Below are 16,703 nucleotides of genomic sequence, written 5' to 3'. Positions count from 1 at the left end.
GCGGAAGCAGGACCATTCACGGAGACCTCGGGCTATGCCGTTTCCTGGCGCGCTGCAGGCCGTTCAGGCGGCGGTCACAAAGGACCTCATGCGTCCCGTCCGGGCGAAGACGGGCTCCACGCATGCCCGGACCCGTATGTGGGAGCGGTCGTGTTCATGCTTCCAGACGCACAGACCATCGTCGGGCGCACGGCGGGTTCGACACCTTCGACCCCCTCTTGGACCCGGTGGCGGCGCCTGACCTCTCACTGGACGGCGACCGCCTGCCGGCAGCCGAGCCGGCCAGGGCCACGCATCCGGCGATGGGACCCCACCGCTCGCGTGCCGCCGGGAAGGGCGGAGACGGCGGGAATCGTGTCAGCAGACCGCGTGATTCGCCCAGCAAGTTGCGGTCACTGTCCGATAGCATGGCGTGAATTCCACTTTCGACGGGATCACGCCATGGCATCCACTCACCGAGTCGTCGTCCTGGCCGCAGACGGGGTATACCCCTTCGAACTGGGTATTCCCAGCCGGGTCTTCGAGGCCGCGGACGGCCGCTACGAGGTGTTCACCTGCAGCGTCGACGGCCTACCGGTACGCACCAACTCCGACTTCTCGGTCACCGTCGAGCACGGCCCCGAGGCGCTGCGCACCGCCGACACCGTCGTCATCCCGCCCTTCGTCGCCCCCGACGCCACGGCGGAAGTGCCGCAAGCCATGGTCCAGGCGCTCGCGTCCGTGGCACCAGGCGCCCGCCTCGTATCGATCTGCACCGGCGCCTTCGTCCTCGCCGCCGCCGGCCTCCTCGACGGCCGGCCCGCCACCACCCACTGGATGGTCGCCGACCTCTTCCGCGCACGCTTCCCACACGTCGCACTCGATCCCGACGCCCTGTTCATCGACGACGGAGATGTGCTCACCTCCGCCGGTGCCGCCTCCGGGCTCGACGTCTGTCTGCACATCATCCGCAGGGACCACGGCAGCGAAGTCGCCAACCAGGTGGCCCGCAGATGCGTCGCACCCCCGTGGCGCGACGGAGGGCAGGCACAGTACATCCAGCACCCGGTACCCGAACCCACGGCCAGCGGAACGGCCACCGCCCGCCAGTGGGCCCTGGAGAACCTCCACGAGCCCATGACCCTGGCCGACCTCGCCGAGCACTCCCACATGAGTCTGCGCACCTTCGCCCGCCGCTTCACCGAAGAGGTGGGCATGAGCCCGGGACGCTGGCTGATCCAGCAGCGCGTCGAGCGGGCACGGCACCTCCTGGAAACCACCGACCTGGCGGTCGACGACATCGCCGGCCAAGTCGGCTTCGCCGGCGGCACATCGCTACGCGAACACCTGCATGCCACCATCGGCGTCTCACCGCTCGCCTACCGGCGCACCTTCCGCGGCGCCCTGTCCCCCACCCACTGAGCTGTTCTTCCCTCTGCGACTCCTGGTGCAGCTGCTGCGGCAGTCCGCCCTCACCGGTCAGCTGCAGCCCTTGACATGAGTCGACTTCACCGGCCTGACGACTCGCAGGGCCCACAGAGGCAGGCCGCCGAGCCCCTTGGGAGAAGCGCGAAGGTGCCCCCGAGCCGCAGCCCAAATCCCGGGGCATTCTGGCGCGCTTCAGCCTTCAGTGGCAGCCAGGCGGTGATGAATGCCATGTGCTCGGCGAGGCCGCTCATGCGCATACAGCACAGCTACTTGCGACTTACGCAAGAAGGTCGCTTCGCCCGCTGCCCATCACGCAAGATCCCGCCCGCGCCGGGCCTGCGACACCGTCACTCACCGGGCGTCTGAGTGTCGCTGCAATCGCCGGCCTCGGCAACATCGCGTTGGTGGCCGCAGCGGGCGCCGGGGGTCGACTATGCCCATGATCTCGCACGGCCCCCCACCAGCGCCGATCGTGTGCGGCATCATGGTGGGGAACTCGGCAGCCTGGTTGGTCTTGATGCGGAACCGGCGGTGGCCGCGCATGAGAATGGCGGTGCCCGACAGGACCACAAGCCATTCGCGGGGCCTGAACGGCATGCCGCCGCCCGAGATCCCCCTGCGGTTCACCGTTCAGCCTGACGGATGGCCGCACGGTGACGGCGCGCCGGGTGCTGGTGGCCACCCGCCTGCGTGACGTGCTGCCCGAGGGGCCCGGGCCTGGCCTGGCACTGGGGCCACGGAGTGGTGTACTGCCCCTACTGCCACGGCTGGGAGGTACGCGATGAGCCGTTCGGCATCCTCGCCACCGGCCCCGCCTCGGTTCACCACGCCTGACTGTTCGCCAGCTGACCGACGGCCTCATTGTCTTGAGCTGGTCTGATTGCGATCATGGAGCACTATCAGACCGTCGCGAACCCCAGCACCAGCGGCGCCACGGCAACGAGCATGATGGCGGCCGGGGTGGCGCTTCCCTTCTTGTCGCCTCCACGGAGATGCGTGATCACGGCGCCCAGGAAGTACAGGACGACACCGATCGCCGCCGCGATGCCCAACGGTCGGTAGGCGATGCCGGCGAGCAGCCCCACAGCGCCCGCGATCTTGACCAGACCGAGCGGCAAGAACCAGCTGTCGGGCACCCCGAGTGCCTTGAGCCCCTCTGTGATCTTCGGGTCGCGGGTGATGTCGGGAACGGCAGAGAAGACCAATACCAGGGACAGCACGACAGCGAGGACGACATAGGCGATGAACACGGAGAACTCCGAAGGGGGAAGGGAACCGTCGATCGGTCCAGGAATGCAGGGGCGGCAAGTGATGAGCCGCGGCCACGTGACTGCCTCGTGTCCCGGGCACTGCTGTGGGCACGGGCGGGGTGCTTCTGGTGATGCCGAGCGGGAGCGGCCGCAGCCGTTCGAGCCGGTTCACGAGGGCTGACCCGATCCACCTGGGCTGGCGTCTTTACCTCAGGTCAAGCCAATGGTTTTGGAGGTCGTCGTCCTGCATGGTGATGGTGCGCTTGTTGAGGGCGTTGGTCGTACAGGTGCTCGACGCCAACGTCAGGACGGTCAGCGGCGACCCGTCGTACCAGTTGACGGTGGAATACTGGTCATTAGGCTTGGTGCCCTGGCGGCCGGGAGCCTCGTTGGTGTGGGCGCGGAGCTTGTCGTCCTGCGTCGCCCACGAGCCGTCGTTCCCCCCGTCAAAGGAGTAGCAGACGGTGAGCGAGCCCCTGACGCTGCCGTGCTCGCCGTCCGCCTTGTAGTTGGAGATGCCTTGTCCGGTCACGTACGCGCCCGACGTTACGGCTGAAGGGATGAAAGCGGATCCGTCACCGTGTCTGTCACGGAGTTGCCTGCGATGTGCTGGCTTCGTGTCAGTGACGGTCGTTCAGGAAGAATCATGTACCTGCTGGTGGTCGGCCTGTGGCTCTGGTTGGGTGCCAGTGCTGTCAACTGAACCGTAGGTGCCACCGAAGTCGGTGATCCTCCTGGACTGCCTGCTGCGCCTCATGGGCTGCCCTCCGGTGCGACGTCCTGGTCGTGCGCGCGACGGCCGACCGGCACAAGGAAGCGGCCGGCGGCTGATGGGAGGCGCCGGCCAGCTGCTCGTGGTGGTGCTTGAGGACGTCACGGGCCGCGAGGACGTCGGCCGGGGCGAGAGTGCTCCAGTACGCGTGCGCGACGATCGCCGTGGCGAGTTTCGACTTCCCGCGCCCGTAGCCGGGTGATCTCAGCCGCGTCCTGTGGATCCCAGCCGGGGGAGGCAGGGCGGGACGCGTGCCGCCAGACGCTCCGTTGCGGCCGCTTTGCCCATGTCCCTGGCTGGAGTGAGTGGGAGGGCGGGATGGGCGGCGCGGCCGCTGCCGGGGATCGGGGCAGGCTCGCTGGTGTTGCGCGCCGGGCCGCCGACGGTGCGGCGGCCGGGGCCAGGAGTCGTCGGGGGCGGAGTCGGTGATGTGGTCGAAGCCGCGAATCATGGGGGTCAGTTCCTGCGTGGCTCCGCACAGCGTGCACAGCCGGGTGTCCGGGTGCTCCGCCGCGTCCAGGGCGCGGTCCACATCGAGCAGCGCCGCGCCCGCCGGTGCTTCCTCGCAGTCCGGAGCGTGCAGGACGGAGCGAGCCGGGCCGCGGCCGTCGCGCAGCTTCGCCAGCACCCACTCCGAAGGCCGGCGCTCCCCGAGACCTCACGGACCGCCGACTGCGGTGACCGCTCCAGCTTCTCGGTGACGACCTGGTCGTAGTCGACGCCGTCGACCGGCCGTACGTGGTCGGGGGCGCGCACCCATACGCGGTACTCCGCCGTTTCCACACTGCCGTCCTGCTGGTGAAGGGGCGGTGTTCCAGCCCTGCGCTATTCGGTGTGCATCGTTGATGCCGTGACCGATGAACCGCGAGCAAGGCTGCGAGGGTCTCACAAAGCGGCGTGCGTTGAGCAGTGCCGCCCGTGCACACTCCACGCATGCGTGCTGACATCGCCGTACCGCTGCAGAAGAAGGCTCTACAGCACGTCGCGGCTTCATGCGGAGGCGAGCCGTAGGGATGAGGTATCCCGATAGCGGAGGGCTGACCGCTGAAGGACCGAGTTCGGCGTGAGCGGGTCCGGTTGGCGGCCGCTGATCTGATCGAGACCGGGGCCAGTGACCGGGAGGTCGCCCGGCAATTCAGAGTGACGCGTATGTCGGCGAACCGCTCGCGGCGGGCCCTGGTCTCCAGAGGTCACGGCGGTGCCCGCTGCAAGCTCGATGCAGGTCAACTGCGGTGACTGGAAAACGGTATTGGATGTCGGCCCAGCTACTGTCGGCTGGCCTGACCAGTGTTGAGCCTGGCGAGGATCGCCGAGGTCGTGCGCCGCGGTTCGGGTGGAGCACACCCTGGCCTGGATGGACCTGCTGCTGCACCGCATCGGCTGGAGCGTGCAGGTCCCCTCCCGCAAGGCGACCGAGCGCGACGAAGAGAAGATCGCCACCTGGAAGGACGAGCAGTGGCCCGTCATAAATAAAGAGGGTGGCGGACCTGGGCTCCTGGCTCTGGTTCAAGGAAACAGGAGCCTTCAAGTTGCGCGCAATCTTCACCAAGCGTGCTGCCTCTTCACGCAATTTCAGCTTAATCACATCCTGAACTGCGAGCGTCGGGGTCGAGTCGGAGTCTGCGAACCTCGACGCAACTGAAGCAGCGGACCGCGACGGCAGCGCGATGACGGACGCGGTGACGGATTCGCTTTCATTCCTTCCCCCCTAGGGTCGGGCGTGATCGGAGTACGCCATATCGGGGACACCATAAGTCCCCAGTGAGGAGAGGCCTATCGGTGAATGTGAAAGAGCGTTTTGTCCCGGCGAGGTTGTTTGGTTCGAGGTTCAGGTGTCGCGCCAGTTCGGAGTGGATTCGCTGGTGAGTCGTCGGCTTATGAGGTCGATCATCGCGATGTGGATTATGGCTTCGGACCGGTGGGGGTGGGTCTCGTAGTCGCGCGTGAGCCGGCGGTGGTGCATGAGCCAGCCGAAGGTCCGCTCGACCACCCAGCGCCGGGGGAGCACCTTGAACCCTTTGACGCCGGGGTCGCGTTGGACGATTTCGACGTCGATTCCGAGGCGGGCGCCGTGGTCGATGACTTTCGTACGGTAGCCGGTGTCGGCCCACGCCTTGGTCACGCGAGGGGCTGTGGCGGAGATCTGGGTGAGCAGGTGGATGCCGCCGGTGTTGTCGGAGACACTCGCTGCGGTCACCCAGACGGCCAGTAGCAGGCCGAGGGTGTCGACGCCGATATGGCGCTTGCGACCTGCGATTTTCTTGCCTGCGTCGATGCCCTGGCCGGTCGCTGGCACGTTGGCGGAGGTCTTGATGCTCTGCGCGTCCAGGACACATGCGCTCGGCTCGGCATCCCGGCCTTCGGCTTCGCGCGCCAGGCGCCGAAGCAGGCCGTTGAGCCGGTCGAAGACACCTTCCTTCTGCCAGGCGGCGAAGTAGCCGTAGACGGTTTCCCAGGGTGCGAAATCGTGCGGCAGATACCGCCAGGGGATGCCGGTGCGGTCGACGTACAGGATGGCGTCCATGATGCGGCGCAGGTCGTGCTCGGGTGGGCGGCCGATGTCCAGGCCCTTGCCTCTGCGCTCGGCCCGCCAGGCGGTGAGGGTGGGGCCGATCAACTCCCAGCGGGCGTCGGACAGGTCGCTGGGATACGGGCGCTGTCGCGTCATGTTTCGGTAGTACCGTCGGGCACGACGCATCCCCAGGGCGCAAACAGCGTCAACCGGGGGCGCTTCGGGATCAGACAGGAGCGACTCGACTCAAACGGTCAGACATATGGCGTCTCCTGTCGCACAGGCCGCATCGACCACTCTCGCCTCGGCAGTCGCAGACCTACTCGCCCTTCGAAGCGCCACCAAACAACCTCGCCGGGACAAAACGCTCTTTCAGTGCCTGTTTCTGAGGCTGACATGACATACGAACGGTGAGTTGATGTCACCGTGCCGGTGCGTCAGCCCGTCAGGGCTGACGCACCGGGTCGATCGTTGACGCGAAGGTGGCCACGATACTGAGGCACACCCGAGGCCGTAGGCCAAGACTGCCCGTGAGGGGAGCTTCCAGGCCTGGGCGCTTGGCACACGGCGTGGTTTCCCGGGTGGCCTCAGACGAGTCCGCGCTCGGCGAGGCTGCGGCCGGTTTCCTCGATCGTGTCGGGGATCGAGTGGAGTGGGCGGGCCAAGAGCGCCTCGGCGGGGTTGTGGTCGAAGCGCTGCGCCGAGCCGATGAGCCACCGGTTGTCGCGCAGCTGAGGTTCGAACACGCTCGCGGCCCAGGTGAGCCATGTCGGCATCGCCCGTGTGGGGATCTTCCCGCTCGCCTCGGGAAGCCTCTCGCGGAGCACCGAGGCGACCTCGATGAGCGAGGACGGGTCGGTCGCGACGATCGTGCGATGTGCGCCCGCCGTTTCGGAGGTCATGGCCTCGATGTGCGCGTCGGCGACGTCTCGCACGTGGACCCACGGGAGCCGCAGGTCTGGGACCATCGGCAGGGCGCCGGCCATGATCTGCTGGATCGCCGAGACCGAGGTTCCAGGGTCGTCGGAGAGGAGGGGCCCGATGACCGCGCCCGGATTGATGACGGCAAGCCGATCGCGCACACCGCGTCGGTCGGCGATGTCCCACGCCGCGCGCTCGGCCCGGACCTTCGAAACCACGTAGACGCCGAGGCCGCGGCGGTCGAGGGGGGTCCAGTCGGATGCCGTGAAGACGTGATCTCTGCGCGCCGGAGCGTACTGCACCGCCGCGAGAGACGAGGTGACGACCACGCGCTCCACGCCTGCGTCGAGCGCCGTGCCGATTGCCCGCGTCGTGCCCTGTACGGCGGGGCGGATCAAGTCCTCTGGGTCCTTCGGCTTCGTCGTGACGAAGGGGGAAGCGACGTGCAGGACGAACCGGCAGCCCGCGGTCGCGGCCGCCCATCCCTCGTCCGACAGTAGGTCGAGCTGCAGGATCTCCAGCAACGTGTCGTCTGCGCCTGCCTCCGCCATCGCGGCGCGAACCTCGGCAGCGCGGGCCGGAGACCGCACCGACCCGCGGACCGCGTATCCGCGCCGCAGAAGCTCTGCCGCTGTGTGACCACCGATGAACCCCGAGACACCCGTGACAAGAACCGTGTCCGTCATATCTATCCCAGCGATCGCCCTATCTTGACAGTGAGCAGTTTACGAGAGGTCTGCTCACTGTCAAGATGGGGACTTGATGACGACCGAAGAATCGAGAGCCGGCGATCGCTACCACCACGGCAACCTGCGCGCGGCGCTGCTCGACAGCGCGCTCGAAGTGCTGTCCGAGAGCGGTGTCGCCGGGTTCAGCATGCGCGAGGCCGCGCGGCGGGCGGGAGTGTCGCAGTCCGCTCCCAAGCACCACTTCGGCGACGCACGCGGGCTGCTCGGTGCGCTCGCCACGCGCGCCTACCGCCAGCTCTGCGACCGGCTGGAGGCGGTGGAGGTCGTCGGGCGCGATGTACGGGAGCGGGTCGCGGCGCTCTCGGCCGAATACGTTGCGTTCGCCCGGGACAACCGCGCGCTGTTCGACCTGATGTGGCGTATGACCCAGTTCGACTTCAACGATCCAGACCTGGTCGAGCAGAAGCACCGGGCGCTCCGCGCCCTGGACCGTGGCCTGCGGGGCCAGGATGCGCAGCTACCGGACAGTGCGGACCCCGCACTGGTGCCGAGCTACGCAGTGTGGTCACTCGTGCACGGCTATACAAGCCTCGCACTGGAGGGCGCGATCGACGAAGACACCCCAGATCCGTTGACGAGTGACTTGCTCCCCGCGATGCTGCGGCTCCTCGATGTGTCCCCGACCGACGGTGACCAGAAGACCGTCGCAGCTAAGGGATCATGAGACGTGATGAAGCCGCCGGCAGGTGTCGACGGCGGGTGGGACAGTGTGGTCAGGGCCGCGATGTCGCGCCGGTGCGGGCCAAGGTGATGGCCCTGGCCTTGAGAACGATCAGTCCCGCTGGGCGGGCCTTGACCCGGAATCTTGGACACGGGTTATGCGGCTGGAGCCACGTTAGTTGATGTTGTGTCGAGTGCTGTCTCGTAGGCGATGGGACTGCGTTGTCCGAGGCGGGAGTGACGGCGTCGGGTGTTGTAGCGGTGAAGCCAGCGGAACGCGTCGAGGCGGGCCTCGCGTTCGCTGGACCAGGTCCTGCGGCCCTGGAGCGTTTCGCGTTTGAAGGTCGCGTTGAAGGACTCGGCAAGCGCGTTGTCCGCGCTGGAGCCGATCGCGCTCATGGACTGGCGGACGCCGGCCTGGCGGCAGGCGTCGGCGAAGGCCCGGCTGGTGCATGGGGCTCCGTGGTCGGTGTGCATGACCGCTCCGGCGAGGCTGCCGCGGGTGCGTTCGGCGGCGGCCAGGGCGTCGGTGACGAGGCCGGTGCGCATGTGGTCCGCGATCGCCCAGCCGGTCAGGCGGCGTGAGGCGAGGTCGATGACGGTGGCCAGATACAGGAACTTCCCGCTCTCCAGCGGGAGATAGGTGATGTCGCCGACGTACTTCGTGTTCGGCTTGCTTGCCGTGAAGTCGCGGCCGATCAGGTCTGGGGCCTTCGCCGCGGCCGGGTCCGCAACAGTGGTGCGGTGCCTGCGGCGCAAGCGCACGCCCGCCAGTCCGGCACCCCGCATCACCCGCGCGATCCGCTTGTGGTTGACCCGCTCACCCGCCTCGCGGAGCTCGGCGGTGATCCTAGGGACGCCGTAGGTGCCGTCCGACTCGCGGTGCACGGCCCGTATCCGGGCGGCGAGGCGGGCGTCGGCCGCCTGCCGGGAGGCCCGGATCGCGGCCGTGCGACGCCAGTAGTAGAAGCTGGAGCGGGCGATGCCCAGGATGGTGCACAGCCGCTTCACGCCGTGACGGCGCTGATGGTCGGCGACGAACTGGAAGCGGTTCACCAGCGCGTCTCCCCGGCGAAATACTTCGCCGCCTTCCGCAGGATCTCGCGCTCTTCCTCCAGCTCACGGACCTTCTTGCGCAGAGCGGCGTTCTCCGCCTCCAACGGTGCCGACGGCTCGGTCGGCACCTCCGCCCGGCGCCCCCGGGGCCGGCTCGCTCCGGCCGCCCGGACCCAGTTCCGCGGGGTCTCGGGGTTGATTCCCAGATCGGCGGCGACCTGCCGGATCGTCGCCTCGGGCCGCGACTGGTACAGCGCGACCGCGTCCGCCTTGAACTGCGGCGGACGGTTCTTCATGACCACGAGATGTCCGTTCTCAGATCCTCAGGATCCAGTGTCTCGTGTGTCCAAGATCAAGGGTCAAGGCCCCCAGGCGTGTGAGCGTTCGACGACCCAACGCCGGGGCAGAACGACGAACCCGGAGGCGTCCTTCGGGCGGCTGACGGTCTTGACCGTCAGGTTCAGGTAGGTCTTCGCCCAGGTCACGAGCTGTCCGGCATAGGCCGAGTCGGCCCAGACGATCGTGATTTCGGGGTGCATCAGCCGCAGCCGGAACAGCACTTCCTTGGCCGCATTGCGGTCGGTCGTGTCGGCCGGGGTGACCATCACGAACAGCGGCAGGCCCTTGGTGTCCACGACCAGGTGCCGCTTGCGGCCGTTGATTTTCTTGCCGGTGTCGTAGCCGCGGGAGTCCTTGCCGACGGTCTCGGCGGCCTTGATCGACTGGGAGTCGATGACGGTGGCGACCGCGCCGGGCGCCTTGCCCATCTCGCGGCGGATCCGTTTGCGGAGCTGGTCGCGGATCTGTCCGACGATCCCGGCGGCGGCCCAGCGGGCCATGAACCCGTAACACGTGCGCCAGGGCGGGAAGTCCTTGGGTAGGGCCCGCCACTTGCATCCGGTGTCCACGACATAGCAGATCGCGTCCACGATCTCCCGGCGGAGATGCTTCTCGGGACGGCCGCCTGCCTTCGTTTCGCAGGCCGGTGTCGGCAACAGGGGCTCGATCAGGGCCCATTCGTCGTCCCAGGTGTCGGAGGGGTAGCAGCGCCTGCGCGGCAACGTTCATCCCTCCAGGACGGGGGCGGGGCCGGCCGCGAAGCGGCCGTCTTCGCCTGTCAGGCTTCGATGTAGTCGGCGATCACGTCGAGCGTGGACTCGACCGAGCTGAGCTGGGTGTTCAGGTGCTTGATCCAGCGGCCCTTGGGCTGGAGGACGGCGTGCGGGGCGACGACCCCGGTGATGAACCGGCGGATCTCGGTGAGCTTCTCCCGGATGATCGAGACCTCGTATGCCTGGAGCTCGGCCGCGTCCGAGCAGAACTTGTAGCCGTCCGCCCGGGTCCAGATCAGGGGCGGCCAGCCGCGTTCGGCGATGGTGTCCCGCAGGCAGGCCAGGCCCGCGTGGGTCTGATGGGGCGACAGCTCGCTGGATCTGACCAGCTGGTGGAAGGTCAGACCGGCCGGGCGGGCCTCGGAGAGTACGAACCGGACGGTGTCGGCGTGTCGCTGGGCGGCGGGTGATCTGCGCGCGGAATCGCGGGGCATCGCCTACTCACCTTGCAGGAGGCGGGCCAGCTCGCCGTCGACGTCCACCTTGCCGGTGTCGACGGCCGTCTCGATCCAGTCCAGGGTCGCGCGGACGCGGGCGACGTTCTCGTGCACGATGACGCGTTCGTCGTCGCCGAGCTGGCGGTCACGCATGCCCGGGACGACGCGGCCGGCCGCCGCGACGAACGCGTGGCAGGCGGTGACCAGGTCCAAAAACTCCACCGACCGGTCGATGTTGCGGATCGCGGGGGCGACCGGGCTGGTCTCCTCGAAGTGTTCGCGGGCCTGCCGGCCGCGTTCGACCTGGGCGTGGTTGACCTGGTGACGTGCGGTGTCGTCCGACATGGCACGGAAGGCAACATCCGGGCGTCGGAGCAGGCCGGTGGTCACCTCGGCGGCGACGTGATCGTCACGGGTCAGTTCCTCGACGACCTTCACCTTGTCCGCCTTTGCGACCCGGGCCACGACCTCGGGGCGGCGCAGGAAGTCCGGGGCGACGGCGGCTGCGACCTTCTCCTCACGGGTCAGTTCCTCCACCACCCGGACTTTGTCCTCGTCCTTGACCTGCGCGACAACCGCCGGCCTGCGCAGGAGGTCACCGGTGACCTGGGCCGCGACCTCCTCGTCCTGGGCGAGGGTGTGGATCGCGCTGACCTTCTCCTGCGGGGTGACGGGCTTGACAACCTGGCGGCCCGTCCGGCGCTTGGCGTCGTCCGGAGTCCACCGGGACCTGCCCTCGGGCGGGGTGAGGATGGTGGCCCACCGTTCCTCGTCGTCGGCGATGCCCGCCAGGATGTTGTGGACGGTGAAGGACACCCCCGACACCCGGCGGTCCTCCGGCCACCTGGACGCGGTCCACCGGGCCGTCTTCACCGTCGAGTACGACAGTCCGATGTCCTCGGCCAGGCGGAACAGCGAGTCCTTCACCGTGAACAGCTCGTCGGTCGGCGCGGAGCCGCCGTGTTCACGCATCGGCTCGACCTCAAGTGCGTAGTCGCCGATCGTGAACTGGATGCGGCTGGACGTCTCGACCAGTTTCCGCAGCTCAGCCACGATCTCCGCATAGCGGTTCGCACTGACACTGCCGACCTTTTCGGTCGCCTGGATCTCTTCGGGCATGGCATTCACCACCCACCGCGGGACCGGGGCACGGCCCCGCGGCCGTGGCAAGACCCGGCCCGCTTCCTGCGCTGAGAGTCAGACCGTAAATGTGATGATCATAACGAACGATCGCAATTGACCGGAATCTGGCCGGAGTTGCGATTTGGATGCGTTCGCGATGCGGTCACTGTGAGCGTTCAGCGAACGATTCCTTCCGGGCCCTCCAGGCCCTCGTGACGCACCGGGGCGAGCAGTAGACGGCGTTCGACCGCCGGTCCACCCCCGCCACCCAAGTGGCCCCACACTCGGGGCACTTGGCCCGGCCGGTACCGCTCAACTCTGCGGCCACCCGCTTGCGCAACCGGCGGCCCCGGCGCCACTGCCTGGCACGACAGGCCGCGGAGCAGTACACCGCATCCGGCCGTGCTTCCGGCCTCAGCCGTTCACCGCAGCCTTCGCACACACGCTCTCGGGCCTGCCCGGCGTCCTCGGACACCCCGCCAGCCTAGGGCCCAAAGCTACTCAAATCCGGGGATCAGAAGCAGGCACTCAGGAACAGGCGCTCACGGTGGCCTCCCGAGGCGGGGCGCCTCGGGAGGCCATCACGTGATCGGTGCAGGCGGCTTGGACCGGCTGGTCAGTGGTGGCGTGCTGTCGTTGCCGAGCCGGTGCCGTCTGCGGCCCGTTGTGGGGGTTGGGGGTTATGCCTCGATAGTGACGGTGGCGTTTCCGGTGGCGATGGGCGGGGTGCCGATCCGGATGCCGACGCGTACCGCGCCGGTCGGCGCGTCGGATTCGACCTCCATCTCGGGGTAGAAGACGGTCCACTTGCCGCCGTCCAGGTCGAGGGCTGCGCCGGGCAGGGTCAGGGTGCGGTTGCCGTTGGAGCGCTGCCCGGTCAGTTCGGTCTCGGCTGTGGCTCCTTCACGCCAGGTCATCACCCGGTTCTCGGTGAACCACAGGCCCTCGGGAGCGGTGAAGACGATGTCCGCAGACCCGAGGCGGGTACGTCCGGTGTTGGTGAGGGTGAACACGGCGGGGTAGGCCCATTGCTGGCCGGGCCGGACCCGTGCCTGGTCGAGTTTGCTCTGGACGATGCGGAGGGTGGGTTCGGCCGCGGTGCCGGTGACCTTGGCCAGGATCTGGACGGGGGAGCGGCGGCCGATGCTGGCCGAGCCGTCGCTGGTGAGCCCGGGGGCGGCGTCGGGCTGGGCGCGCAGGCCGAGGCTGTAGATGAGGGTGCCGGCGTCGGTGTCGGTGGTGTTGAGGTGCGGGTTGTCGCGGATGACCAGGGTGCGGCCCAAGTCGTAGAGCTCGTGGTCGAGTTCGCCGGTGATGGCGCCCTGGACGGTGTCGGGGTAGGTGTAGGTGGGCCGGCCGGTGAAGACGAAGCCGGTGGGTGCGGTGAAGCGCTGGGTGATGATGCCGGGGTTGACGGGCTGGCCGACGGGTGAGACGTAGCGCAGCAGCAAGCGGGCACCCTGGCCGGGAGCGGTTTCGGGGATGTTCTCCTGGTAAATGGTCAGGGCCCGTTCGTCGGCGACTGGTTCGGGGACGACGACGGTGACGGGCAGGGTGAAGCTGTTGTCCTTGAGGTTGAGGTCGCCGCCGTACTGGATCTCCAGGGTGGACTCGTATGTACCCGGTTTGGCGGTGTCGAGGGCGCGGACGCGGAACACGCCGTCCAGGGTGCCTTTGCCTGGGGCCAGGTCGGTGCCGGGGAAAGTGCGGGTCAGGCGCCGTCCGTTGTTCTCCCGGGCGCTTTCCAGGCCGTCGGCCAGGGTGAGGACGACGGTGATGTGTTCTCCGCTGGCGATGGCGGGGCCGCGGTTGTGGATGCGGGCGCCGAGGTCGAACTCCTGGCGGCGGGGGACCATGACGGGCAGGACGAGCTCGCCGTACAGGTCGGCGATGGGCGGGGGTGGCGGGGTGATCGTGGCTGCTGCGAACACCTTGCGCACGCGCTGGTTGGAGCCGTCGGCGATGTACAGGTCGCCGGAGGGGGCCACGGCCACGCCGTAGGGGTAGTAGAGCTGCTGGCCCACCGCCGGTCCGCCGTCGGCGATGTACCCGGCGACGCCGGTTCCGGCGACGGTGGTGATGGTCCCGCCAGGTGTCACCTTGCGGACGCGGTGGTTGTGGCCGTCGCTGATGTAGAGGTTGCCTGCCGCGTCCACTGCCACGCTGGCGGGGTAGTGCAACGATGTAGCGACGGCGGGGCCGCCGTCGGCGACGTACCCGGCGGTTCCGTTGCCGGCGACGGTGGTGATGACGCCGTTGGGTGTCACCTTGCGGACCCGGTGGTTGTAGCGGTCGCCGATGTAGAGGTTCCCGTCGCCGTCTACCGCCACCCCCCAGGGGTGGTAGAGCTTGGTGGCGACGGCGGGGCCGCCGTCGGAGACGAACCCGTTCTGGCCGTTGCCGGCGACGGTGGTGATGATCCCGTCGGGTGTCACCTTGCGGACCCGGTGGTTGTTCTGGTCGGCGATGTAGAGGATTCCCGACCGGTCCACCGCCACTCCGAGCGGGTAGTGGAGTTTGGTGGCGACGGCGGGGCCGCCGTCGGAGACGAACCCGGCCTGGCCGTTGCCGGCGACGGTGGTGATGATCCCGCCGGGTGTCACCTTGCGGACCCGGTGGTTGCTGTGGTCGGCGATGTAGAGGTTGCCGGCCCCGTCCACCGCGACCGCGTAGGGGTTGTTGAGACTGGTGGCGACGGCCGGGCCGCCGTCGGAGACGAACCCGGCCTGGCCGTTGCCCGCCACCGTGGTGATGATCCCGCCAGGTGTCACCTTCCGGACCCGGTGGTTGCTGGCGTCGGCGATGTAGAGGTTGCCGGCCCCGTCCACGGCTGTGCCGTAGGGGTTGTAGAGCTTGGTGCCGACGGCCGGGCCGCCGTCCACGACGAATCCTGCTTCGCCGTTTCCGGCTGCGGTGATGATCGTTCCGTCGGGGAAAGCCGCCGGAGCGGACGTGGTGGTCATCGTTGTTCCTCCTGGGGGGGGTGCGGGGCGCGTCCCGGGCCGCTGTTTCGGCACGGTTAGGTGCGTCCCGGGCCTTTATGACCGCGTTCGGCTGTGTGCGACGCGGAGTGGGAAGGGGACGCCGGTGCATGCGGCGCCCGCAGCGGCGGCCGGGGAAGTGGGGGTTACGTGATCTCCAGCCGGGCGCCGGGCGTGTGTTGCTTTCCGGGCGGCCGGAAGGCCAGCCGCTCGGACGCGAAGGGGACCGGCATGCCGGGCAGGGCCGTCCCGGCCCGGCGGCGTGGGAGCAGCTTGCACACGGACACTCCGGCCATGAGCAGGGTGGTGGCCGCCACCACGGTGGCGAAAGTGTCGAAGCCGGAACGCCGCCGGGAGGCGAGCGCGGACGCTCCGCCGGCTCCCAGCGCACCGGCCAAGGGCACGCCTGCGTACACGGATCTCCCGCCTCATCTCCCGTCCGTCAACCTCATCCACCACGGTCGGCGGGGCGGCTATCGAGGACGGCGCTGCGGGCAGCGCAGGTTTCGTCAGGTCGCGCACCAGCGCTCCTCACGCCGGCGGACCATGTCCCACAGGGAACGGACGTACACGGCGTGCTGGAACAGGTCGTAGACCAGCTCGATGGCGAGCGTGCCCGCCAGCATTTGGGCCCGGTAGCCCGCGCCGCGGGCGGTGACGACCTTCTCCGCGACGAAGACCAGGCCGACCGCGACCCAGAACGGGGAGAACTCGGGACGGCCGCGGGCCAGCATCCAGCCGGTGAAGAACAGATACAGCGCCAGGGCCAGCACCGACAGCCCCATCAGGGCCTGGCGCACCATGTACGGGGCGGTGACCCGCGTCCAGCCGTAGTCCCGCAGGTTCTCCAGCGCCCCGCGCTGCCAGCGCATCCGCTGATGCCACAGCTTCGGCACCGTGGTCATCACCTCGGTCACCACCCGGCAGCCCGCAGGCGACACGGTGCGATACCCGATCGTGCGCACCGCCTTGGTGATCTCGTCGTCCTCGGTCAGCGAGGCCAGCGAGTAGTACGAGACGCCGCCGCCGATGACACCGTCCAGGCGCGCCTGCCTGATCTTTCGCAGGGTCGACACCCGGAACAAGGTCGCGGTTCCGGTGAGCACATCGGCCCGGTAACCACGCCGGGCGATCTCCCGGGCATAGCGCTGGAACTCGATCCGCTGCAGAACACCGAGCAGCCCGCCGCCCCGCTCGCCGTAGAAGATCCCGCCGACCGCTCCCACATCCTGGGCTATCGCCTCGAGGGCACTGGCGATGAACGACGAGGCGAGCGTGGTGTCCGCGTCCTGGACCAGGACGAGATCGTGATCGGCCAGGCCGTCGAAGAGCCGGTCCAGGGCCTGGTTGAGGGCCCCGGCCTTCTTATGGCGGTTGCCCACGGACTCCACCACCTGTGCCCCGGCCCGCCGTGCAAGGTCCGCGGTCAGATCGGTGCAGTTGTCGGCGACCACCACGATCCGGTCGGGCGCCCGGCTCTGCGCCCGCAGAGCGGCGATGGCCGCACCGACCCGGCCGGCCTCGTTGTGCGCGGGGATCAGCGCGACAATCCGCACCGCCGCCATACCGCTGGGAGATGGCCGCACGCGGGCAGGATCGTTGCGTCTTCGCATAACCGTGCTCCTGACTGCGCGCACGCGTCACCGAACGCACAAAGGGACTACAGGGGACGCGGCCTGCATGGACGTGCCAGCCCCCTTGCTCCTGCGCTGCCCGGGCAGCGC

General features: G+C 68.7%; 14 protein-coding genes and 4 pseudogenes. 5 read left to right on the top strand and 13 right to left on the bottom strand.

The window, feature by feature from the left end; genetic code table 11:
• Positions 1-441 precede the first annotated feature (441 nt).
• Positions 442-1,401, top strand: coding sequence for a GlxA family transcriptional regulator (locus OHB00_RS00175; protein WP_406430017.1), 960 nt, complete (start codon positions 442-444; stop codon positions 1,399-1,401).
• 353 nt (positions 1,402-1,754) lie between these two features.
• On the opposite strand, the pseudogene OHB00_RS00170 reads toward OHB00_RS00175, so the two are convergent.
• Positions 1,755-1,989: pseudogene (locus OHB00_RS00170) on the bottom strand (cupin domain-containing protein); the annotation flags it as partial.
• Positions 1,990-2,039: 50 nt separating this feature from the next.
• Here OHB00_RS00170 and OHB00_RS00165 point away from each other — a divergent pair.
• A pseudogene (locus OHB00_RS00165) lies at positions 2,040-2,238 on the top strand (NAD(P)/FAD-dependent oxidoreductase); the annotation flags it as partial.
• Between the two features lie 68 nt (positions 2,239-2,306).
• Here OHB00_RS00165 and OHB00_RS00160 read toward each other — a convergent pair.
• The 3 genes and pseudogenes from OHB00_RS00160 to OHB00_RS00150 form a co-directional block, all read right to left on the bottom strand.
• A complete protein-coding gene (locus OHB00_RS00160; protein WP_406430015.1) occupies positions 2,307-2,657 on the bottom strand; it encodes a DoxX family protein in 351 nt (116 codons plus the stop codon).
• Between the two features lie 205 nt (positions 2,658-2,862).
• Positions 2,863-3,189, bottom strand: a complete 327-nt coding sequence (locus tag OHB00_RS00155) for a hypothetical protein (RefSeq protein ID WP_406430013.1) — start codon at positions 3,187-3,189, stop codon at positions 2,863-2,865.
• A gap of 658 nt (positions 3,190-3,847) precedes the next feature.
• Positions 3,848-4,224, bottom strand: a pseudogene (locus OHB00_RS00150) (DUF6233 domain-containing protein); the annotation flags it as partial.
• Between the two features lie 282 nt (positions 4,225-4,506).
• Here OHB00_RS00150 and OHB00_RS00145 point away from each other — a divergent pair.
• Both OHB00_RS00145 and OHB00_RS00140 read left to right on the top strand, forming a co-directional pair.
• Positions 4,507-4,665, top strand: coding sequence for a hypothetical protein (locus tag OHB00_RS00145; protein ID WP_387539885.1), 159 nt, complete (start codon positions 4,507-4,509; stop codon positions 4,663-4,665).
• 118 nt (positions 4,666-4,783) lie between these two features.
• Entirely contained in the window at positions 4,784-5,071 is a 288-nt protein-coding gene (locus OHB00_RS00140; RefSeq protein WP_406430011.1) for a winged helix-turn-helix domain-containing protein, read from the top strand.
• A 186-nt stretch (positions 5,072-5,257) separates the two neighbouring features.
• Here the strand turns inward: OHB00_RS00140 and OHB00_RS00135 are convergent, their stop codons facing one another.
• Together OHB00_RS00135 and OHB00_RS00130 are read right to left on the bottom strand one after the other, a co-directional pair.
• Positions 5,258-6,097, bottom strand: a complete 840-nt coding sequence (locus OHB00_RS00135; protein WP_406430009.1) for an IS5 family transposase — start codon at positions 6,095-6,097, stop codon at positions 5,258-5,260.
• Positions 6,098-6,528: 431 nt separating this feature from the next.
• Positions 6,529-7,548 (bottom strand): NAD-dependent epimerase/dehydratase family protein, encoded by a 1,020-nt coding sequence (locus tag OHB00_RS00130; RefSeq protein WP_406430007.1) that lies wholly within the window; start codon positions 7,546-7,548, stop codon positions 6,529-6,531.
• A gap of 76 nt (positions 7,549-7,624) precedes the next feature.
• On the opposite strand from OHB00_RS00130, the gene OHB00_RS00125 reads away from it, so the two are divergent.
• Positions 7,625-8,275 carry a TetR/AcrR family transcriptional regulator gene (locus OHB00_RS00125; protein ID WP_406430005.1) on the top strand — a complete coding sequence of 217 codons (651 nt, stop codon included), beginning with the start codon at positions 7,625-7,627 and terminating at the stop codon, positions 8,273-8,275.
• A 152-nt stretch (positions 8,276-8,427) separates the two neighbouring features.
• On the opposite strand, the gene OHB00_RS00120 is transcribed toward OHB00_RS00125, so the two are convergent.
• From OHB00_RS00120 to OHB00_RS00090, 7 genes and pseudogenes are all read right to left on the bottom strand, one after another.
• A protein-coding gene (locus OHB00_RS00120) for an IS3 family transposase (protein WP_406430003.1) occupies positions 8,428-9,629 on the bottom strand; the annotation gives its coding sequence in 2 pieces (ribosomal slippage) (positions 8,428-9,344 and positions 9,344-9,629; 1,203 coding nt in all).
• Positions 9,630-9,695: 66 nt separating this feature from the next.
• A pseudogene (locus OHB00_RS00115) lies at positions 9,696-10,388 on the bottom strand (IS5 family transposase); the annotation flags it as partial.
• 56 nt (positions 10,389-10,444) lie between these two features.
• Positions 10,445-10,873, bottom strand: a complete 429-nt coding sequence (locus tag OHB00_RS00110; RefSeq protein WP_406430001.1) for a RacP protein — start codon at positions 10,871-10,873, stop codon at positions 10,445-10,447.
• Between the two features lie 3 nt (positions 10,874-10,876).
• Positions 10,877-11,995, bottom strand: coding sequence for a DUF6192 family protein (locus OHB00_RS00105; protein ID WP_406429999.1), 1,119 nt, complete (start codon positions 11,993-11,995; stop codon positions 10,877-10,879).
• Positions 11,996-12,678: 683 nt separating this feature from the next.
• Positions 12,679-14,961, bottom strand: coding sequence for an NHL repeat-containing protein (locus tag OHB00_RS00100; protein WP_406429997.1), 2,283 nt, complete (start codon positions 14,959-14,961; stop codon positions 12,679-12,681).
• A 164-nt stretch (positions 14,962-15,125) separates the two neighbouring features.
• Positions 15,126-15,395 carry a hypothetical protein gene (locus OHB00_RS00095; protein ID WP_406429995.1) on the bottom strand — a complete coding sequence of 90 codons (270 nt, stop codon included), beginning with the start codon at positions 15,393-15,395 and terminating at the stop codon, positions 15,126-15,128.
• 93 nt (positions 15,396-15,488) lie between these two features.
• Positions 15,489-16,544 (bottom strand): glycosyltransferase family 2 protein, encoded by a 1,056-nt coding sequence (locus tag OHB00_RS00090; protein WP_406445536.1) that lies wholly within the window; start codon positions 16,542-16,544, stop codon positions 15,489-15,491.
• Between the last annotated feature and the right edge of the window lie 159 nt (positions 16,545-16,703).

Source organism: Streptomyces sp. NBC_00631, from assembly GCF_045206895.1.
Taxonomy (GTDB): domain Bacteria; phylum Actinomycetota; class Actinomycetes; order Streptomycetales; family Streptomycetaceae; genus Streptomyces.
Note: the sequence above shows the minus strand (reverse complement) of the source record. Positions and strands in the feature narration are given on the sequence as shown.

Coding starts and splice junctions, on each gene's coding strand:
- OHB00_RS00175 (WP_406430017.1), top strand. CDS start 442: ATGGCATCCACTCACCGAGTCGTCGTCCTGGCCGCAGACGGGGTATAC.
- OHB00_RS00140 (WP_406430011.1), top strand. CDS start 4,784: ATGGACCTGCTGCTGCACCGCATCGGCTGGAGCGTGCAGGTCCCCTCC.
- OHB00_RS00135 (WP_406430009.1), bottom strand. CDS start 6,097: ATGACGCGACAGCGCCCGTATCCCAGCGACCTGTCCGACGCCCGCTGG.
- OHB00_RS00130 (WP_406430007.1), bottom strand. CDS start 7,548: ATGACGGACACGGTTCTTGTCACGGGTGTCTCGGGGTTCATCGGTGGT.
- OHB00_RS00125 (WP_406430005.1), top strand. CDS start 7,625: ATGACGACCGAAGAATCGAGAGCCGGCGATCGCTACCACCACGGCAAC.
- OHB00_RS00110 (WP_406430001.1), bottom strand. CDS start 10,873: ATGCCCCGCGATTCCGCGCGCAGATCACCCGCCGCCCAGCGACACGCC.
- OHB00_RS00105 (WP_406429999.1), bottom strand. CDS start 11,995: ATGCCCGAAGAGATCCAGGCGACCGAAAAGGTCGGCAGTGTCAGTGCG.
- OHB00_RS00100 (WP_406429997.1), bottom strand. CDS start 14,961: ATGACCACCACGTCCGCTCCGGCGGCTTTCCCCGACGGAACGATCATC.
- OHB00_RS00090 (WP_406445536.1), bottom strand. CDS start 16,544: ATGGCGGCGGTGCGGATTGTCGCGCTGATCCCCGCGCACAACGAGGCC.